The 18812-nt window shown below is 71.7% G+C and carries 16 protein-coding genes; 5 read left to right on the forward strand and 11 right to left on the reverse strand.

Annotation, left to right across the window (positions count from 1 at the left end; translation table 11 throughout):
* Positions 1–23: 23 nt before the first annotated feature.
* From ACWC5C_RS24225 to fomD, 3 genes are all read right to left on the reverse strand, one after another.
* Entirely contained in the window at positions 24–1976 is a 1953-nt protein-coding gene (locus ACWC5C_RS24225) for a SpoIIE family protein phosphatase (protein ID WP_450878702.1), read from the reverse strand.
* 474 nt (positions 1977–2450) lie between these two features.
* Positions 2451–3170, reverse strand: coding sequence for a class I SAM-dependent methyltransferase (locus ACWC5C_RS24230; RefSeq protein ID WP_450878445.1), 720 nt, complete (start codon positions 3168–3170; stop codon positions 2451–2453).
* Positions 3171–3304: 134 nt separating this feature from the next.
* On the reverse strand, positions 3305–4006 hold the full coding sequence (fomD, locus tag ACWC5C_RS24235; protein WP_450878447.1) for a cytidylyl-2-hydroxypropylphosphonate hydrolase: 702 nt from the start codon (positions 4004–4006) through the stop codon (positions 3305–3307).
* 321 nt (positions 4007–4327) lie between these two features.
* On the opposite strand from fomD, the gene ACWC5C_RS24240 reads away from it, so the two are divergent.
* Positions 4328–5437, forward strand: a complete 1110-nt coding sequence (locus ACWC5C_RS24240) for an RNA-guided endonuclease InsQ/TnpB family protein (RefSeq protein WP_450878704.1) — start codon at positions 4328–4330, stop codon at positions 5435–5437.
* Here ACWC5C_RS24240 and ACWC5C_RS24245 read toward each other — a convergent pair.
* The 3 genes from ACWC5C_RS24245 to ACWC5C_RS24255 all read right to left on the reverse strand — a co-directional run bounded on the left by ACWC5C_RS24245 (position 5362) and on the right by ACWC5C_RS24255 (position 9938).
* Entirely contained in the window at positions 5362–6765 is a 1404-nt protein-coding gene (locus ACWC5C_RS24245) for a class II fumarate hydratase (protein ID WP_450878449.1), read from the reverse strand. The genes ACWC5C_RS24240 and ACWC5C_RS24245 overlap by 76 nt on opposite strands.
* Positions 6766–6843: 78 nt before the next feature.
* Positions 6844–8949: a bifunctional polysaccharide deacetylase/glycosyltransferase family 2 protein gene (locus tag ACWC5C_RS24250; protein WP_450878451.1), complete on the reverse strand. Its 2106-nt coding sequence runs from the start codon at positions 8947–8949 to the stop codon at positions 6844–6846.
* Positions 8950–9044: 95 nt separating this feature from the next.
* Complete coding sequence (locus tag ACWC5C_RS24255; RefSeq protein WP_450878453.1) at positions 9045–9938, reverse strand: hypothetical protein; 894 nt, start codon at positions 9936–9938, stop codon at positions 9045–9047.
* Positions 9939–10076: 138 nt separating this feature from the next.
* On the opposite strand from ACWC5C_RS24255, the gene ACWC5C_RS24260 reads away from it, so the two are divergent.
* The gene (locus ACWC5C_RS24260; protein WP_450878455.1) at positions 10077–11144 is read left to right on the forward strand and encodes a chitinase; all 1068 of its coding nucleotides are present in this window, start codon (positions 10077–10079) and stop codon (positions 11142–11144) included.
* A 161-nt stretch (positions 11145–11305) separates the two neighbouring features.
* On the opposite strand, the gene ACWC5C_RS24265 is transcribed toward ACWC5C_RS24260, so the two are convergent.
* Positions 11306–12982: a fumarate hydratase gene (locus tag ACWC5C_RS24265; protein ID WP_450878457.1), complete on the reverse strand. Its 1677-nt coding sequence runs from the start codon at positions 12980–12982 to the stop codon at positions 11306–11308.
* A 181-nt stretch (positions 12983–13163) separates the two neighbouring features.
* Between ACWC5C_RS24265 and ACWC5C_RS24270 the strand changes: the two genes are divergently transcribed.
* Both ACWC5C_RS24270 and ACWC5C_RS24275 read left to right on the forward strand, forming a co-directional pair.
* Positions 13164–13838 (forward strand): DUF1707 SHOCT-like domain-containing protein, encoded by a 675-nt coding sequence (locus ACWC5C_RS24270; protein ID WP_450878459.1) that lies wholly within the window; start codon positions 13164–13166, stop codon positions 13836–13838.
* Between the two features lie 178 nt (positions 13839–14016).
* Positions 14017–14373, forward strand: coding sequence for a WhiB family transcriptional regulator (locus ACWC5C_RS24275; RefSeq protein ID WP_361477790.1), 357 nt, complete (start codon positions 14017–14019; stop codon positions 14371–14373).
* Between the two features lie 92 nt (positions 14374–14465).
* On the opposite strand, the gene glpX is transcribed toward ACWC5C_RS24275, so the two are convergent.
* On the reverse strand, positions 14466–15497 hold the full coding sequence (gene glpX / locus ACWC5C_RS24280; RefSeq protein ID WP_385448967.1) for a class II fructose-bisphosphatase: 1032 nt from the start codon (positions 15495–15497) through the stop codon (positions 14466–14468).
* A gap of 167 nt (positions 15498–15664) precedes the next feature.
* Here glpX and ACWC5C_RS24285 point away from each other — a divergent pair, with 167 nt between their 5' ends.
* Positions 15665–16207, forward strand: a complete 543-nt coding sequence (locus tag ACWC5C_RS24285; protein WP_450878706.1) for a DUF4245 domain-containing protein — start codon at positions 15665–15667, stop codon at positions 16205–16207.
* Positions 16208–16317: 110 nt separating this feature from the next.
* Here the strand turns inward: ACWC5C_RS24285 and ACWC5C_RS24290 are convergent, their stop codons facing one another.
* The 3 genes from ACWC5C_RS24290 to xseA all read right to left on the reverse strand — a co-directional run bounded on the left by ACWC5C_RS24290 (position 16318) and on the right by xseA (position 18790).
* A complete protein-coding gene (locus ACWC5C_RS24290) occupies positions 16318–16929 on the reverse strand; it encodes a malonic semialdehyde reductase (protein WP_450878461.1) in 612 nt (203 codons plus the stop codon).
* A 345-nt stretch (positions 16930–17274) separates the two neighbouring features.
* Positions 17275–17541 (reverse strand): exodeoxyribonuclease VII small subunit, encoded by a 267-nt coding sequence (locus ACWC5C_RS24295; RefSeq protein WP_450878463.1) that lies wholly within the window; start codon positions 17539–17541, stop codon positions 17275–17277.
* Between the two features lie 10 nt (positions 17542–17551).
* A complete protein-coding gene (gene xseA / locus ACWC5C_RS24300) occupies positions 17552–18790 on the reverse strand; it encodes an exodeoxyribonuclease VII large subunit (protein ID WP_450878465.1) in 1239 nt (412 codons plus the stop codon).
* Positions 18791–18812 lie beyond the last annotated feature (22 nt).

Here is an 18812-nt window from a genome sequence, read left to right on the forward strand (position 1 = left end):
GTATTTCGTCAGCCAACGCGCCTCTACGGCATGGCCAGTTCGAACCAGACGACCTTGCCCGTGGACAGCCGGGTCGCGCCCCAGCGGCGCGCCATCCGGTTGACCAGGTACAGCCCGCGCCCGCCCTCGTCGGAGGGGCGCGCCTGGCGCAGCCGGGGCAGCTGCGGTACGTCGTCGCCGACCTCGCAGCGCAGCACGTCGGTGCGGAGCAGCCGCAGGGTGATGGGCCGCTCCGCGTACCGCACGGCGTTGGTGACCACCTCGCTGACCAGCAGCTCCACCGCGTCCGTCAGGTCCTCCAGGTCCCAGCGGGCCAGCGCCCGGCGGGCCAGGCGGCGGGCCTGCCCCGCGGTCTGGGCCTTCGGGTCGAGGAACCAGTACGCGACGTCGCTGGGCGCGATGCCCTCGAAGCGGGCCGCGAGCAGCGCCACGTCGTCGTCGCGGTCGCCGGGCCCGAGCATGTCGAGCACCTCGTCGCACAGCGGCTCCAGCGGCGGCGGGTTGGGGCCGGTGAGCCGGGCGGTGGCGGTCAGCCGCTCGCGCAGCTGCTCGATGCCGGTCCATACGTCGCGCATCCGCGACTCGACCAGGCCGTCCGTGTAGAGCATCAGGGTGGCCCCGGCGGGCGCGTCCAGCTCGACCGCCTCGAAGTCGACGCCGCCGACCCCGATCGGCGCCCCCGGCGGCACCCGCAGCACCTCGGCGCGGCCTCCCCGGTGCAGCAGGAGCGGCGGCGGATGGCCCGCGTTGGCGACCACGATGCGGTGCGCGACCGGGTCGTAGACCGCGTACAGGCAGGTGGCCATGCGGTCGGTGCCGAGCCGCTGGGCCTGCTCGTCGAGGTGGTGCAGCACCTCCTGCGGCGGCAGGTCGAGACCGGCCAGGGTCTGGGCGGTGGTGCGCAGCTGGCCCATGATCGCGGCCGAGGTCATGGAGTGGCCCATGACGTCGCCGACCACCAGCGCGACCCGGTTGCCGGGCAGCGGGATCGCGTCGTACCAGTCGCCGCCGACCCGCGCGGTCTCGGCGGCGGGCAGATAGCGGCTGGCCAGCCGGACACCGGTGGGCTGCGGCAGCGAGTCGGGCAGCATGGTGCGCTGCAGCTCGTCCGCGATGTAGACCTCGCGCCCGTACAGCACCGCCTTGTCGACGCCGAGCGCGGTGTGGGTGGCCAGCTGGGCCGCGACCAGCAGATCGTCCGGTTCGAACGGCGGCCGGTCCGGGCGGCGTACGAAGACGGCCGCGCCGATCACCCGGCGGCGGCCGCGCAGCGGGGCCAGCACGGTGCGCTGGCCGGTCGCCACCGACGGTCCCTCGCCGAGGAGTTCGGGCAGCGCGGCGCGGGCGGCCTGCGAGTCGCCGAACACCGGCCGCACCCCGCGCAGCACCTCGGCCAGCGGACCGCCCGCCTCCACCTCGCACAGCTCGGCCGCGGGGCCGCCGCCCACGGCGGGCGCGAGGTCGGACTGCGAGGACATCAGCGGCAGCCGTCCGCTCTCGGTGTCCGCGTCCATCGGGATCCGGTCGGTACGGCGCAGCCGCAGCACCACCGGGCCCACCGGGCGCTCGTCGCCGACCGGCAGCGGATCGCGCAGATAGACCAGGATCGCGTCGGCGAAGGTGGGCACGGTGGCCCGGCACAGGCCGAGCACGATCTCGTCGAGGTCGATGCCGCGCGCGATGCGCCGCGTCGCCGCCCCGACGAACCGCAGCCGGTCCCCGCTGCGGTCCCGCAGGGCGGCGGTGCCGTCGGCGCCGGGCGCGTTCGAGGGCGGCACGGCGGGCATTCCGCCCTCGGGGGCGCTGTACGCCACCTCAGCGGCCGACGCCACCTCACCGGCGGTCGCGGCCTCGTTCACGGCCGGGCCGGGCCGCGCCGGGGCCGGGTGTCCGCCCGCCGCGCTGCTGGGGGCGTCGTCCCGGGCCCCGGGTCGGCTCGCCGCGCCTCTGGCGGCATTGCGGTCCGCGTCCCACACAGGTTCGCCCTCCGGTGTGCCGTGCTCCGGCTGCTCGCTCTCCGCCGCTCCTCGGCGCTGCGTCCCGCCACCGGCGCGCTTCGCCGTGCCGCCGCCGCGCGGCGTTCCCCCGCCGCCGCGTGGTGCGGGCTTCGCGGCCCCGCGGCCGCGGCGCCGTGGCCGGGCGTCTCCCTCGGCCGCGGCGCCCTCCGGCTCCTGGGCCGGGGCGTCGCCGGAGTCCGGGGCGGCCGCCGGGCCGTCCGCCGGGAAGGCGGGACGCGGCCGGCCGCCGCCCGGCTCCTGGCCGGGGGCGGCCGTCTGCCGCACGGCGGTCCGCGGGTCCGGGACCGCGCCGTGCGCGTCCTCGGGCGTGCCCGAGGCGGCGGCAGTGCTGGCAGCCTGTCGCCTGTTGTGGGAGGTGGGGTGCTCCGTCACGCGTGGGTTTCCATCCGTCCGGGGCCGTGCGCCCCCGTCTCGTCGGGGGCGCACCGAGTGTCAGGCACGTCGTCGGCAGTTCAGATAGAGCTGGATCTCGGGTGGTACGTCCGTGCTGGCCGGGGCGTACGCGTGCGAGTCCTCCCCGGCGATCTCGAAGCCCGCATCGCGTACGACCTGTCGAAGTTCGTCCCGCAGATAACCGGATACCCGGACCGAGTTGCCGAGGAACGGGATGGCGAAGTCGTCGACGTCCGCCTCGACCATGCCAAGGCCCAGCAGCCCCCCGGGTCTCAGTACGGCGTGGAGGGCGCGCAGCGCGTACGGGATCTCCGGGCGGGGCAGCAGCAGCAGCGAGAAGTAGGCGGCGATGCCGTCGAACGGTCCCAGTTCCCGGGAGCCCCCGGGGCCGTAGCGGCCGCCCATCCGCAGGTCGACGATGTCCACCTGCTGGAAGTCGGCGCCCGGCACATTGTCCCGGGCCAGCTTCAGCATCCCGGGGGAGATGTCGATGCCGGTCACCCGGTGTCCGGCCGCGGTCAGCTGATGGGCCGTGGGCAGCCCCGTACCGCAGCCGACGTCGAGCACGCGGGAGCCGGGCGGAAGCGTTTCGGCCAGCCACTGACCGGCCGTGACCTGGCCTTCCTTATGGGGGAAGGCGTCGTCGTAGCGCTCGCCTATCGCGTCGAACGCCTCTGCCTGACCGCTGCGGTCGAGCGCCAGGCGGTCGAAGTCCTCATAGCCCGCATAGCCGTCGCCGTAGTCGTCCTCACCGCTCACGACTCCCGCCCCTCCTGTGACATTGCGTCAGTTCGCGCGCATCGTCCGTGAGTTGCGCCTCTGTCCTGTTTCCCGCATGTGCAGTGTTCCGGACGACGATCCTACGTTTGAAACACCGGGACACAGCAAGAGGTTCAGGACCTTGAGTGCGCGGACGTACGCCCCCTGTCGATACGGTCCCAGTCCGCCGGGAGGACGGGTACCGTCCACGACGGGTCCGGACGCCACTCCTCCCACCCCTCCCGGAACGGCGCGTCCCAGGATTCGATGAGCCGCACGGCGGCCCGGCCCGCCGCCCGTACCCGCTCGGCCTGCTCACCGGGCATCAGACCGGCCCGCTGCGCCTGCCCGAACTCGTCCTCGTCCTTCCATTCCCAGCTGCGGTCCGGGTAGACCGCGATGTCCAGGAAGTGGTCCTCGGAGTCCACCCCGCCGCTCCAGCGGGACAGCGGCTCCTCCAGGTTCACGTACCAGTTCTTGAACTGCCAGCCCGGATCCCAGAACAGCCACACCGACCAGGGCTCACCGGGCCGGGCGAGCTTGAGCACCCCGGTGCCGAACCACTGGGACAGCGCGGTGGTGCGCGGCTTGGTGTAGCGCGTGGACAGCGGCTCGCGGTGCACCTGCGTACCGTCGGCGAGCTGCGGCTTGACGCACGCCGTACCGGGCGCGAGCCAGACGGCCAGCACGTCCGGGGTGTCCCGGACGACGGTCACCGGACGGCAGATGTGGATGGCGTCGGAGGCGTTGGCGCGATAACGCCAGAGGATGTGGTCCCCTGGCGCCCATCGGGCGCCGTCCGCCGTTCCCGTCGTCTCCACGATGTCCGCTGTCATGAGCAGATCTTAGGTGCGACCGGGCCGCCGTGCCGTGACCTATGCCGCACGCACAGTACAACAGGGGCTTACAGATAATCTTGTGTCGGGAGTCTTTGCCCTCCTGTCAGTGCACCTCTCGCTGTCGCGTCGGCACTTGGTCACAAGGACGAGAGGAACGCGCATCTCCGAAACGTATGCCTGCCTTTATGGACTTCGCCCTCGCAGTCTGTGAGGGCGAACGTACGATCGCATCCGTGCAGCTCCGCTACAACTACCGGGTCCACCCGGACACCCCGCAGCGCCGCGCGCCAGGCCAAGCGCACCACCGAGCGCGCTTGGCTGGCCGAGGTGTCGGCGGTCGTGCTCCAGCAGTCCCTGCGCGACTTGGATGCCGCTTACAAGAACTTTTTCGACTCCCTGAAGGGTCAGCGTAAAGGCCGCAAGGTCGCACCGCCCCGGTACAAGACGAAGAGAGACACCCGGCAGTCCATTCGCCTGAACACCAACGCGTTCTCCCTCCAGGACGACGGCACGGTCTATGTGGCCAAGGTCGGCACTATCAAGGTCACCTGCTCCAGGCCGCTGCCGACCGCACCCACTTCCCTGACCGTCACCAAGGACTGTGCGGGCCGGTACTTCATGAGCTTCGTGGTGGACACCGGACCGCACCTTCTCCCCGAGCTGGATACCGAAGTCGGCATCGATCTGGGACTGTCCACCTTCGCCGTCCTGTCCGACGGCACCCGGATCCGCTCCCCGAAGTTCCTGCGCCGCGCGGAGAAAAAGCTGAAGCGGTTGCAGCAGGATCTCAGCCGGAAGGACCGGGGATCTAAGAACCGGGCCAAGGCCCGTATCCGGGTCGCGCGGCAGCATGCCCGGGTGGCCGACCGGCGGCGGGACTGGCACCACAAGGTGTCCACACAGATCATCCGTGACAACCAAGCGGTGTATGTGGAAGACCTCGCGGTGTCCGGCCTCGCGCGGACCCGGCTGGCCAAGTCCGTGCACGACGCCGGATGGTCGGCGTTCGTGCACATGCTGGAGTACAAGGCGGTCAAGCACGGCCGGTACTTCGGGAAGATCGGACGCTTCGAGCCGACCTCTCAAAGGTGCTCCGTGTGCGGCGTTATGGACGGCCCCAAACCCCTCCACGTCCGCCAATGGACGTGCGCAGGGTGCGGGACCGTCCACGACCGCGACGACAACGCCTCGAAGAACACCCTGGCCGCCGGACGGGCGGACAGGCTAAACGCCTCGCAGAGCGCAGGTAGGACCAGGACGAAAGTCCCGGCACAGCGCGTTGAAGCAGGAAGCCACCTAGACGGTCACCCGACCGTGGCAGGGAACCCCGGGACTTCGGACCGGGGAGCACGTCAAGGATGTGTCATACGCAGCACGTCCAGCGCCTCGTCCAACTGCTCCCGGGTCAGCAGCCCGCGCTCCACGTAGCCCGACTCCAGCACCACCTCGCGGATGGTCTTCCGCTCCGCGAGCGACTTCTTGGCGACCTTCGCGGCCTCCTCGTAGCCGAGGTAGCGGTTGAGTGGCGTGACGACGGACGGCGAGGACTCCGCGTACTCCCGGGCGCGCTCCGCGTCGGCGGTGATCCCGTCGATGGTGCGGTCCGCCAGCAGCCGGGAGGCGCTGGTCAGCAGCCGGATCGACTCCAGCAGATTCTTGGCGATCACCGGGAGCATCACGTTCAGCTCGAAGTTCCCGGCGGCCCCGGCCGTGGCGACGGTCGTGTCATTGCCGGTGACCTGGGCCGCGACCATCAGGACCGCCTCGGGGATCACCGGGTTGACCTTCCCCGGCATGATCGACGAACCGGGCTGGAGGTCGGGCAGCGCGATCTCGGCGAGGCCGGTGCGCGGACCGGACGCCATCCAGCGCAGATCGTTGGCGATCTTGGTGAGGCCGACCGCGATGGTCCGCAGCTGACCGGACGTCTCCACCAGCCCGTCCCGGGCGCCCTGCGCCTCGAAGTGGTTCCGGGCCTCGGTCAGCGGCAGCCCGGTGGCCCGCGCCAGTTCGGCGATGACGGCGGCCGGGAAGCCGGGCGGGGTGTTGATGCCGGTGCCCACGGCGGTGCCGCCCAGCGGCAGTTCCGCCAGCCGGGGGAGCGAGGCGCGCAGCCGCTCCGCCCCGTACCGCACCTGCGCCGCGTAGCCGCCGAACTCCTGGCCCAGCGTCACCGGGGTGGCGTCCATCAGATGGGTACGCCCCGCCTTGACCACCTCCGCGAACTCGGCCTCCTTGCGCTCCAGCGCCGCCGCCAGGTGCTCCAGCGCCGGGATGAGGTCGGCGGTGACGGCGGCGGTGGCGGCGACGTGGATGGAGGACGGGAAGACGTCGTTGGACGACTGGCTCGCGTTCACATGGTCGTTGGGGTGCACCGGGCGGCCCAGACGCTCGGTCGCGAGCGTGGCCAGCACCTCGTTGGTGTTCATGTTGGACGAGGTGCCGGAGCCGGTCTGGAACACGTCCACCGGGAAGTGGTCGTCCCAGCGGCCCTGGGCGACCTCCGCGGCCGCCTCCGCGATCGCCGCCGCCATGTCCTTCTCCACCACGCCCAGCTCGGCGTTGACCAGCGCCGCCGCGGCCTTGATCCGGGCCAGCGCCTCGATGTGCGCCCGCTCCAGGCGCTGCCCGCTGATGGGGAAGTTCTCCACCGCGCGCTGGGTCTGGGCCCGCCATTTGGCGTGGGCGGGGACCCGTACCTCACCCATGGAGTCGTGCTCGGTCCGGTAGTTCTCTTCGGCCCTGTCTTCGGTCATGGTGACACCTCCGTCCAGCACAGCGTCGTACCGCTGTGCCGTCTTCCCGCGCCGCCGGGAGCGGACCGGTGAGGTGGGTCACCGTACGGTCTCGGCGGTGCGCGGGGCCTCCACCTCACCGGTCCGCTTGAGCTTCTGCCAGGGCAGCAGGGCGCCGGTGGCGGCGGTCACGCACGAATGCAGCAGCACCAGATACATCAGCTGGCGGTAGACGATCTGCTGGAGCGGCAGGACGGCCAGCGCCCGGTACCGCTCCCGGTCCAGCCGGAAGGCGTACGCCGCCCCCAGCAGCTGTACGAGCAGCAGCGCGCACCACGCCGCGAGGGAGCGCACCGGGTCCACGAAGATCACCCCGTACAGCGTGAACAGGTCGATCAGCGGCGCGAACAGCGGCGTGACGATCTGGAAGAGCACCACCAGCGGCATCCCCACCCGCCCGAACCGCCCCGAAGGGCCCCGGTCGATCAGCGAGCGGCGGTGCTTCCACAGGGCCTGCATGGTGCCGTAGCTCCAGCGGTAGCGCTGCTTCCACAACTGGCCGAGGGTGCCCGGCGCCTCGGTCCAGGCGCGGGCGTGCTCCTGGTACACCACCCACCACCCGGCCCGGTGCAGCGCGATGGTGATGTCGGTGTCCTCGGCCAGGGTGTCGGCGCTCATGCCCCCGGCGTCCAGCAGCGCGCGGCGGCGGAAGGCGCCGATCGCGCCGGGGATGGTCGGCATGCAGCGCAGCAGGTCGTACATCCGCCGGTCGAGGTTGAAGCCCATCACGTACTCGATGTGCTGCCAGGCGCCGATCAGCGAGCGCCGGTTGCCGACCTTGGCGTTGCCCGCGACCGCGCCGACCCGGGGGTCGGCGAAGGGGCGGACCAGCTCACGGATGGTGGTGGGCTCGAAGACGGTGTCGCCGTCCATCATCACGATCAGCTCGTGGCGGGCGTTCGCGATGCCGTTGTTCAGCGCGGCGGGCTTGCCCGCGTTGGGCTGGCGCAGTACGCGTACGTTGGGCAGCCCCATCGCTTCCACGATGTCCGCCGTACCGTCGGTGGAACCGTCGTCCACCACCAGGATCTCGATGGGATGGGTGGAGGCGGCCAGGGAGTTCAGGGTGTGGGCGATGCACTCCTTCTCGTTGTACGCGGGCACGATGACGCTCACCGGATCGGTCACCTCCTGCACCAGCGTGTAGCGGCGCCGGTCCCGGGTGCGGCGGTGCCACCAGGCGAGCCCCAGCATCAGCAGCAGCCGCCCGAACACGGCGATCCCGACGACCCCCAGCATCCCGATGAGCACCGGCAGCGCGTGCTGGGTGGCCAGCGCGGCCCAGATCAGCGTCCGGCCCTCCCACACCCGCAGGGCGGGGGCGGGGTGGTTGGCGCTCTTGGCGTGGAGGGCGCCGGTGATGGTGGTGAAGGAGTAGCCGCGCGCCGCCATCCGGTCGATGTAGCGCTCCAGCGCCTGCACGGTCCGCGCGCGGTTGCCGCCCGCGTCGTGGAAGAGCACGGACGCGCCCTTCGTGCCGCGCGGGGTGGCGTTGTGGACGATCTCCTTGACCGGGGGCCGCCGCCAGTCCTCGCTGTCGGTGTCCACGAACGCGCTGACGTAGCCCTTGGCGCCCACATGCTGCTGGACCGGCCAGGTGCGGTCGTCCAGCGCGGAGACCTCCGAGGCGTACGGCGCCCGGAACAGCGAGCTGGTGACGCCCGCCGCGCCCGCCAGCGCCAGCTGCGACTGGGCCAGTTCGCGGTTCATCCGGTGCTTGTCCTGGTAGGACAGGTCGACATGGGAGAAGGTGTGGACGCCGATCTCATGCCCGGCGGCCACCATCTCGCGCACCAGCCCCGGGTGGCGGACCACCATCTGGCCCAGCACGAAGAACGTCCCCGGGACGCGGTGCTTGTGCAGCACGGCGAGGATCTCCGGGGTCCAGCGCGGGTCCGGGCCGTCGTCGAAGGTCAGCGCGATGGTCTTGGCGGGGATGGAGTGCTCGGTCGCCCTCCCCTTCCGGTCGAAGGTGATGACCGGCCCGCCGCTGCGCAGCCGCTCGGGGACGCTGCGGTACGAACGTGAGGCGTGCACCCGGGCGTCGTTGCCGATCTCGGCGTACAGATAGCCGTCCAGCAGCAGGGCGCAGACCAGCGCGAGCAGCGTGGCCAGCGCGAAGGCCATCCGGGTGCGGGCGCGCATCTTGAGGCGCCCCCGAAAGCGGGGCCTTCTGCCGCTCTTTCCCGTGGCCGGGAGTCCGCGGCCGCGCGGCCGGGGCAGCTTCAGCGGTCTGCCGCTCATGACACCCTGCTGCGGAACTGCGGGATCGCCTGCCAGTTGATGCCGCCGGGGGTGCTCGGGCCCCATACCGGGGTCTCGGGCTCGTTCGCCGGGGGCTTGGTGTTGCCGTTGCCGTTGCCGGGGTTCTGGGGGCGGTCGGGGCCGGGCTCGGTGGGCTTCGCGGGCGCGCCGGGCTTGCCGGGCTTCCCTGGCTTGCTGGGCCTCGCGGCCGGGGGCCGCTTCACCGGATCGGGCGCCTGGCCGACCGGCTTGCGGGGCGGCTTGTGGGGCTCCGGGCGCGCGGGCGACGAGGCGGGCTCGTGGGGCCGCGCGTGATGCGGCGTACGGCCGGGCTGGTGGGCCCCGGGCCGCTGGTGCCGTGCGGCGTGGTGTCCGCCCGCGCGGCGGCCGGGGCGTGCGGCGTGCTCGCCGCGCCCCGCCCGCTCGCCGCGCGCCCCGGACGCGCGGTGCGACTGGGGCGGGGCGGGCCGGGCGAGCGCGGTGGGTTTCCGGGCGCCCGCGGGGCGTACGTGCGCGGGCGGATGCGGAAGGGGATGGTCCGGTCCGTCGTGGCGATACCGGGGGTGGTGGTCGCCCGACGGGTGCTCATACGTGTCGTCATGCCCGCCGGAGTGCCCTTCCGGGGCGACCCTCGGCTCCCGGCCGAACGCCTCGGTGGTGACGGGGCGTCCCGGGATCAGCGTCTCGGGAGCGATGGCCGTACCGCCCGCGAACCCCATCCCGAGGACCGCCGAATAGCCGAAGCAGACGGCCCCCGCGAGCGCGCCCGCGTGCCGCATCAGCCGTCCGCGGCGCCCGGAGAGGTCCACGAACACGGGCCCTCTCCTGGCCACGTCGGAGCGGACGGGACGCGAGGGCGCACGCTCGGCCACATCTGACTGATGATCCATGCGTCAGAGGCTAGTGCAGAAAATACGACATACAACCTATGTGTCAAACATGCGGTGTGTCATAGTCCGTCACTTTTAATCGAATATGCGAGGTTGGCGGGGAGGCCATCCCTCACCCCGGAGCGGAAGGAAGAGCGCGTGCGATTGAAGGCCAGCCCCCGCATGAGCGGAATCGCCATGGCCGGAGCCGTGCTCTGCGCCACCGTCGCCGTCTGGGCGGGCAGCGAGCGGTCGTCCGACCCGGACCACGCGACCTCGCACGCCGCCCCCCGCCCGGAGCCGCCCCCGGCCGACTTCGTGCCGTACGTCAGCGCCTGGGCCAGCTCGCGCTACGACATGCCCGCCGCGGCGGCGCGCGGCGTCAAGGAATTCACGCTGGGCTTCGTCGTATCGGGTGACGGCTGCACCCCGGCCTGGGACAGCGGCATCCCGTTCGACGACCCGGCGCTGACGGCCCGTATCGAGGCCACCCGGCGGGCCGGGGGCGACGTACGGATCTCCTTCGGCGGCGCCGACGGCACGGAGCTGGGGACGGCCTGCGAGGACCCCTCGCAACTCGCCGCCGCGTACACCGAGGTGATCGAGCGTTACGGCATCATCCGGGCCGACTTCGACATCGAGGGCGACGCCCTCGCCGACGCCGCCGCCACCGCCCGCCGGGCCCAGGCCATCGCCCTGGTCCAGCGCACCCACGAGGGGCTGAACGTCTCCTTCACGCTGCCCGCCATGCCGGACGGGCTGACCCCCGGCGCCCTCGCCCAGCTGACGGCGGCGCAGCGGGAGGGCGTCACCGTCTCGTCGGTCAACGTCATGGCCATGAACTACAGCGGCGACCACACGGGCGACATGGGCCGTTACGCCATCCAGGCGGCCACCGCCGCCCAGGAGAAGGTCCGCCGGGTGCTCGGGCTGTCCGACGCCGCCGCGTGGAAGACCCTGGCCGTGACGCCGATGATCGGGGTCAACGACGTGACCGGCGAGGTCTTCACGCTGGAGGACGCGGCCGGACTCGCCCGCTTCGCGGCCCGCAAGGGCATCGGGCGGCTGTCGATGTGGTCGGCGGAACGAGACCGTCCGTGCGCCGCCGAGGGCGCGGGCGCCGCGGCCCCGGACCCCGCCGCCGAACAGCCCGCCGCCGCCCCGAGCACGTCGTGCAGCGGCGTCCCCCAGCGCCCGGGCGCCTTCGAGGCGACCCTCTCGGGCTGAACGCCGGATGGCCCCCGGTCACGACCGGGGGCCATCCGTACCCCTCTCGATGGTCGCCCTCGCATTGCTCGGCCCCGGGGGGCCTCCCAAGCTTCGGGCGCCTGCGCCGGACTCCGTCCGTCGAGCGGGGCGCCGCACAGGTCTCCGGCTGAGCTGCGGCGTCAGGCGCCGGGCCGGACCGGGATGCTGGTCACGAACGGCTGGGCCGGACCCGGGTCCGTGAAGAAGTCGTTCCCCTTGTCGTCCACCACGATGAACGCCGGGAAGTCCTCGACCTCGATCCGCCAGACCGCCTCCATGCCCAGCTCCTCGTACTCCAGGACCTCGACCTTCTTGATGCAGTCCTGTGCCAGCCGCGCCGCCGGGCCGCCGATCGAGCCCAGGTAGAAGCCGCCGTGCGCGGCACACGCGTCCGTGACCTGCTGGGAGCGGTTGCCCTTGGCCAGCATGACCTTCGAGCCACCGGCCGCCTGGAACTGCTCGACGTACGCGTCCATCCGGCCCGCCGTGGTCGGCCCGAACGAGCCCGAGGCGTACCCCTCCGGCGTCTTGGCCGGGCCCGCGTAGTACACCGGGTGGTTCTTCAGGTACTCCGGCATCTCCTCGCCCGCGTCCAGCCGCTCCTTGATCTTCGCGTGCGCGATGTCACGGGCGACGACCAGCGTGCCGGTCAGCGAGAGCCGGGTCTTGACCGGGTGCTTGGTCAGCTCGGCCAGGACGTCGTCCATGGGCCGGTTGAGGTCGATGGCGACCGCGTCCAGGTCCGGGCCCGCGCCCTTGGTCAGCTCCTCCTCGGTGGTGTCCGGGAGGAAGCGCGCCGGGTCGGTCTCCAGCTGCTCCAGGAAGACGCCCTCCGGCGTGATCTTCGCGAGCGCCTGGCGGTCGGCCGAGCAGGAGACGGCGATCGCGACCGGGCAGGACGCGCCGTGCCGGGGCAGCCGGACGACCCGTACGTCGTGGCAGAAGTACTTGCCGCCGAACTGCGCGCCGATCCCGATCTTCTGCGTCAGCTCGAAGACCTTCTCCTCCAGCTCCTGGTCGCGGAAGCCGTGCCCGGTCGGGGAGCCCTCGGCGGGCAGCTCGTCCAGGTAGTGCGCGGAGGCGTACTTCGCGGTCTTCAGCGCGTACTCGGCGCTGGTGCCGCCGACCACGATCGCCAGGTGGTACGGCGGGCAGGCGGAGGTGCCCAGCGAGCGGATCTTCTCCTCCAGGAACTTCATCATCGATGCCTCGTTCAGCACCGCCTTCGTCTCCTGGTAGAGGAAGGACTTGTTCGCCGAGCCGCCGCCCTTGGCCATGAAGAGGAACTTGTAGGCGCCCCCGTCGGTCGCGTACAGCTCGATCTGCGCGGGCAGGTTGGAGCCGGTGTTCTTCTCGTCCCACATGGTCAGCGGGGCCATCTGGGAGTAGCGCAGGTTGAGCTTGGTGTACGCGTCGTAGACGCCGCGCGACAGGGCCTCCTCGTCGCCGCCCTCGGTGAGCACGTTCTGGCCGCGCTTGCCCATGACGATGGCGGTGCCGGTGTCCTGGCACATCGGCAGCACCCCGGCCGCCGCGATGTTGGCGTTCTTCAGCAGGTCCAGCGCCACGAAGCGGTCGTTCGCGCTGGCCTCGGGGTCGTCGAGGATGCGGCGCAGCTGCGCGAGGTGGTCCGGGCGCAGATAGTGCGAAATGTCGTGCATCGCCTCGGCCGCGAGCTGGCGCAGCGCCTCCGGGTCGACCTTGAGGAAGGTGCGCCCGTCGGCCTCGAAGGTGCTCACGCCCTCGGAGGTCACCAGACGGTACGTCGTCCGGTCTTCTCCCAGGGGCAGCAGGTCCGAATAGGCAAACTCTGGCATCGCGGCCATTCCTTACTCGACGGGGGGACTACGGCTGACTTCGTCGACAGCGCGTGCATAAGCGTAGAACGGGGCGGGAGGTCCGGGGCTTGTGAGGTAAGGCTCACTAGACGCCCGCCCCGGCGCGAGGTCGCCGCACACCACTAGTCGCGATCTATCGCGACTGGGTAGTCTGCCGGGTGTGGATGAGCAGCAGCCGGTTTCCTTGACCAAATCCTCCTCTTCTGTCGCCCCCGTCCCCGCCGCCGCCCCCGTGCCCGTCGCGGAGGCGGAGATCCGTGCGTCCGACGCGGATCGCGACCGGGTCGCGGACATCCTGCGGGAGGCCCTCGCCGAGGGGCGGCTCGAACCCGAGGAGCACGCCGAGCGGATCGACGCCGTCTACCGCGCCAAGACCCTCGGCGAGCTGGAGCCCCTGGTCCGGGACGTGCCCTCGGGCCCGGCCCGGGCCACCGCGGGCCTGCCCTCCGGCGCGGCGCCCGACGCCGTCTCCAGCCCGGAGAACCTGATCGCGGTGTTCGGCGGTGCCGTGCGCAAGGGCCGCTGGCGGCCCCGCCGCCGTACCCACGCCTTCGCGGTCTTCGGCGGCGTCGAGATCGACCTCACCGAGGCGGTCTTCGAGCAGCGGGAGATCGTCATCCAGGCCTGGGCCGTGTTCGGCGGTGTGGAGATCAAGGTCCCGGAGAACGTCTCGCTGCACGGTTCGGGCTCCGGCGTGTTCGGCGGCGTGGACGTCGCGGAACGGGAGGCTCCGGACCCCGACGCGCCGGTGGTCCGGGTCAGCGGATTCGCGCTCTTCGGCGGGATCGACGCCAAGCCGAAGCGCGGGAAACGTGTGAAAAACCTGAGGTCATAAGGGCTGAACAGCCGCTGTGCATACGGAATTTCCGGGCAGGGCAACCGTGTGCATAAGCGTGCGCACAGCGGGTAAGGCTTGGTGCATCGTCTCTCGTACGGCTGATGGGGGTGCACAGGGGGCCGTACGGCGGGAGGCGGGCAAGGGTGAACACCGGAGCCGTCGTCAGGAGTAGACCGTGCTGCAACCGCATCAGCCCCTGCTGGACGCCGCCGTGCCCCCGCAGCGCACCCCCGCTCGGGAACAGGCCGGCCCCTGGCACTCGGAGGCGGTGTGCCGCCGGGACGAGGCCGGGCTGTTCTTCGCTCCGTCCAAGGAGCCGACGGCTGCCAGGCTGTCGCGGGAAGAGGCCGCCAAGCGCGTCTGCGCGCGCTGCCCGGTCATGGTCGAGTGCCGGGAGCACGCGCTGCTCCAGCCCGAGCCGTACGGGGTGTGGGGCGGGCTGACCGCGGCCGAGCGCCGGGTGGTGCTGGCCCGCCGCCGTCGCCGCGAGGCGGAGCTGCAGCGCGCCGTGCGCGTCGCCGCCGCCGGGTGAATTCTTCGGGACACGGGCCGGGCCCCGCCATACGGCGGAGCCCGGCCCGTGTCGTATCCGACGTATGACGCGTGTGACGCGTGTGACGCGTTCTAGCGCGGGCGCTCGAAGTCGACCGAGGCGTAGGCGCGCAGCTTGGACAGCCGGTGGGTGGAGTCGATCTGCCGGATCGTCCCGGACTTCGACCGCATGACCAGCGACTGCGTGGTGGCGGTGTCCGCGCGGTACCGCACCCCGCGCAGCAGGTCGCCGTCGGTGATGCCGGTGGCGACGAAGAACACGTTGTCGCCGCTGACCAGGTCGTCGGTCTGGAGGACCTGGTCGAGGTCGTGGCCCGCGTCGATGGCGCGCTGCCGCTCCTCGTCGTCCTTGGGCCACAGCTTGGTCTGGATGGTGCCGCCGAGGCATTTGATCGCGCAGGCCGCGATGATGCCCTCCGGCGTACCGCCGACACCCAGCAGCAGGTCGGCGCCGGTGCCCTCGCGCACCGCCATGATCGCACCGGCCACGTCGCCGTCGGAGATGAACTTGATCCGGGCGCCCGCCTCCCGGATCTCCTTGACCAGGCCCTCGTGGCGGGGCCGGTCCAGCACCACCACGGTGACGTCCTCGGGGCTGGACTTCTTCGCCTTGGCGATCCGCCGGATGTTCACCCCGGGCGGCGCCGTGATGTCGACGAACTCGGCGGCCTCGGGGCCGGTGACCAGCTTGTCCATGTAAAAGACGGCCGACGGGTCGAACATGGTGCCCCGCTCGGCCACGGCGAGCACGGAGACGGCGTTGGCCATGCCCTTGGCGGTCAGCGTGGTGCCGTCCACCGGGTCCACGGCCACGTCGCACTCGGGGCCGGTGCCGTCGCCGACGCGCTCTCCGTTGAAGAGCATCGGGGCTTCGTCCTTCTCGCCCTCGCCGATGACCACGACGCCGTTCATCGACACGGTGTGGACGAGGGAGCGCATGGCTTTCACGGCGGCGCCGTCCGCGCCGTTCTTGTCGCCGCGGCCCACCCAGCGGCCGGAGGCCATGGCGCCCGCCTCGGTGACCCTGACCAGCTCAAGGGCGAGGTTGCGGTCGGGAGCCGCGGGACTGACCTCGAGCTGGGACGGCAGATGATGCTCGGTCATCGGAGCGCACCTTTCTGTACGGCGACGAACCGGAAAGTGAGGGTGCTCATGACCTTATCCGTTCATTGCGAAAGTGAGCAGAGGACCCCACGCATGAGCGCCACCCTGATGCGGCCCTGTTGCCGGGTGCCGAGAGGCGATGAGGGACGATAGGGGGCGTGGCAGGTATGCGTGGCAAAGAGACGGTGCGGGACATGGTCCTGTCGCTGACGGTGATTGGTGTCGTCGCGGCGGCCATCTACGTCTTCGGCATTCCGCATGACGACAGTGACCCGGGCAAGGGCGTCCAGACGGTCGACTACCGGGTGGAGGTGGACACCGCCCGGCGCGCGGCGCCGTACCCGGTGGCCGCCCCCGAGAAGAGCAGCCTGCCCAAGGGGTGGCGCGCGACCTCGGTGACGTACCAGCCCGAGACCACCCCGGACAAGGGCGCGGCCTGGCATCTGGGCTTCCTCGACCAGGACGAGGAGTACATCGCCATCGAGCAGAGCGACGGCAAGCCGGTCCCCTTCATCGAGGACGTCACCCAGCAGGCGCGGGAGACGAAGACCAAGCAGAGGATCGGCGGCCATGAGTGGGTCCGCTACGAGGGCGACAAGTACGACGCCCTGGTGCGCCGCGAACCGGGTGTGACCACGGTCGTCACCGGCACGGCGTCGTACGGGCAGCTCGCGAAGATGGCGGCCGTGCTGAAGGCCGAAAAGGGCTGACGCGCTGACGCGCTGACCGAACAGCAGTGCGCCCCTCCGGCACGGATGCCGAGGGGCGCGCTGCTAGTTGATCACCGGGGCGGACCACCGAGGTGGACTACCGGGGTGGATCAGACGGTGGTGACCACCTGGTCGTAGGCCAGGCGCGGGCTGCGCGGCTTCCAGGCGTCCTCGCCCGGCTTGCCGATGTTGACGATCATCAGCGGGGTGTGGTTCCCGTCCAGGAACTCCTTCTGGACCCCTGCCGGGTCGAAACCGGTCATCGGACCGGCGGCCAGCCCGGCGGCGCGGACGCCCACGATGAAGTAACCGGCCTGCAGCGACGCGTTCAGCGCGGCGGCCTGCTCGCGGGTGTCGCGCTCGCTGAAGAAGACGTCCTTGATCTGCGGGGCGTGCGGGAAGAGCGAGGGCAGCTCCTCGTGGAACTCGTTGTCCGCGGCGAGGATCGCGACCAGCGGCGCGGAGGCCGTCTTGGGCCGGTTGCCCTCGGCCATGTGCGGAACCAGACGCTCCCGCGCCTCGGCGGAGCGGACCAGGACGATGCGCAGCGGCGACTGGTTGAAGGCGGTGGGCGCGTACTTCACCAGGTCGTAGATGGCCTGCACCTGCTCCTCGGAGACCGGCTCGTCGGTGAAGGCGTTGGCGGTGTGGGCCTCACGGAAGAGCAGATCCTGGGCGGCCGGGTCGAGTGCGAGCGTCGTCACGGTAAACCTCCTGGTCATGGTGGGGATATTGAAGTGCGCTGACTCCACTGTACGAGTTTTATATTAATCTTCAACTAAAACCGGACCACGGTGCTCCGAATCACAACCGCCCGGCCTGCCCTCTAGCTCGGGGAGCGCGCCCCGGGTCGGAGCCAGCCCAGCGGGTCGCCCAATCCCAGCCCCGGTCGCCACATCCCAGCCCCGGTCGGCACATCCCAGCCCCTCCGGCGTTTGAGGAGCGGGGTCCAGGGGCGGAGCCCCGGCGGGGTCCGGGGCGGAGCCCCGCATCGGGGGCCGGGGGCTTGCCCCCGGTTTCGGGAAGGGGCGGGGTGGGGGACGGCCCGCCGCAGGCGCCCCGCCCCGTCAGCCCTCGCCGTCGCCCTCCGCACCGCCGCCCCCGGACTCGGCCAGCGCCGCGTCCAGCCGCGCCCGCGCCCCCTCCAACCAGCGCCGACACACCGTGGCCAGCTCCTCGCCCCGCTCCCACAGCGCCAGCGACTCCTCCAGGCTGGTGCCCCCCGCCTCCAGCCGCCGCACGACCTCGACCAGCTCGTCCCGCGCCTGCTCGTACCCGAGCGTCGTGTCCTCGGCCCCGGTCCGCCCGTCGGCCTTCTCGTCCGTCTTCGCCATATCCCTCACCCTATTCAGCTGGTCCGACACCCTCGCCCGCTCCAACAACTGCCCGCACCGCGAACTCCCCCTCAGCCACCCGCGCCCGCAGCTCCTCATCCGCCGACACCTCGGCCGCCGCCCGCACCACCGACCCATCGGCATGCTGCAGCACCGCATAGCCGCGCCGCAGCGTCGCGGCGGGGGAGAGGGCCACCACCCGGGCCTGGGTGTGGGCCAGCTCCGAGTCCGCGCGGTCGAGCAGATGCCCCAGACAGCGCCGCGCACGGTCCAGCACCGACGCGATCTGCTCCTCGCGCTCGTCCACCATCCGCCGAGGCTGCCGCAGACACGGCCGGGCGAGCGCGGCCTCAAGACCCCGCTCCTCGCGGTCCAGCAGCCCGTTCACACTGCGCAGCGCGCGCTCGCGCAGATGCTGGATGCGCACCAGTTCCTCGCCCACGTCCGGCACGGTCTTCTTCGCCGCATCGGTTGGGGTGGAGGCCCGCAGATCCGCCACCAGATCGAGCAGGGGCGAATCCGGCTCGTGCCCGATCGCCGAGACCACCGGCGTACGGCACGCCGCGACCGTCCGTACCAGCTGCTCGTCCGAGAACGGCAGCAGATCCTCCACGCTGCCGCCGCCCCGCGCGACCACGATCACATCCACCGCGGGCAGTGCGTCAAGCTCCTTGACCGCCTCGATCACCTGCGGCACCGCATGCGTCCCCTGCACCGCGACGTTGCGCACCTCGAAGCGGACGGCGGGCCACCGCAGCCGGGCGTTCTCCAGCACATCGCGCTCGGCGGCCGAGGCACGGCCGCAGACCAGCCCTATCAGCTGCGGCAGGAACGGCAGCGGCTTCTTGCGCTCGGCGGCGAACAGCCCCTCCGCCGCCAGCGACTTCTTCAACTGCTCCAGCCGCGCCAGCAGTTCACCGACGCCCACCGGCCGGATCTCGACGGCCCGCAGCGACAGCTGGCCGCGTGGCGCGTACCACTCCGGCTTGGCGTGCACGACGACCCGGGCGCCCTCCGAGACCGTGTCCGCGATCTTGTCGAAGACGGCGCGGAAGCAGGTGACGGTCAGCGAGATGTCGTAGCTGGGGTCGCGCAGGGTCAGAAAGACCACACCGGCCCCCGGCCGCCGGGACAGCTGGGTGATCTGCCCCTCGACCCACACCGCCCCGAGGCGGTCGATCCACCCCCCGATCAGCCGGGATACCTCGCCGACCGGGATCGGCGCTTCCGCGGACGTGTTGACAGCCATGCCCGCGAGCGTATCGGCCACC

The organism is Streptomyces sp. NPDC001700 (genome assembly GCF_053596435.1).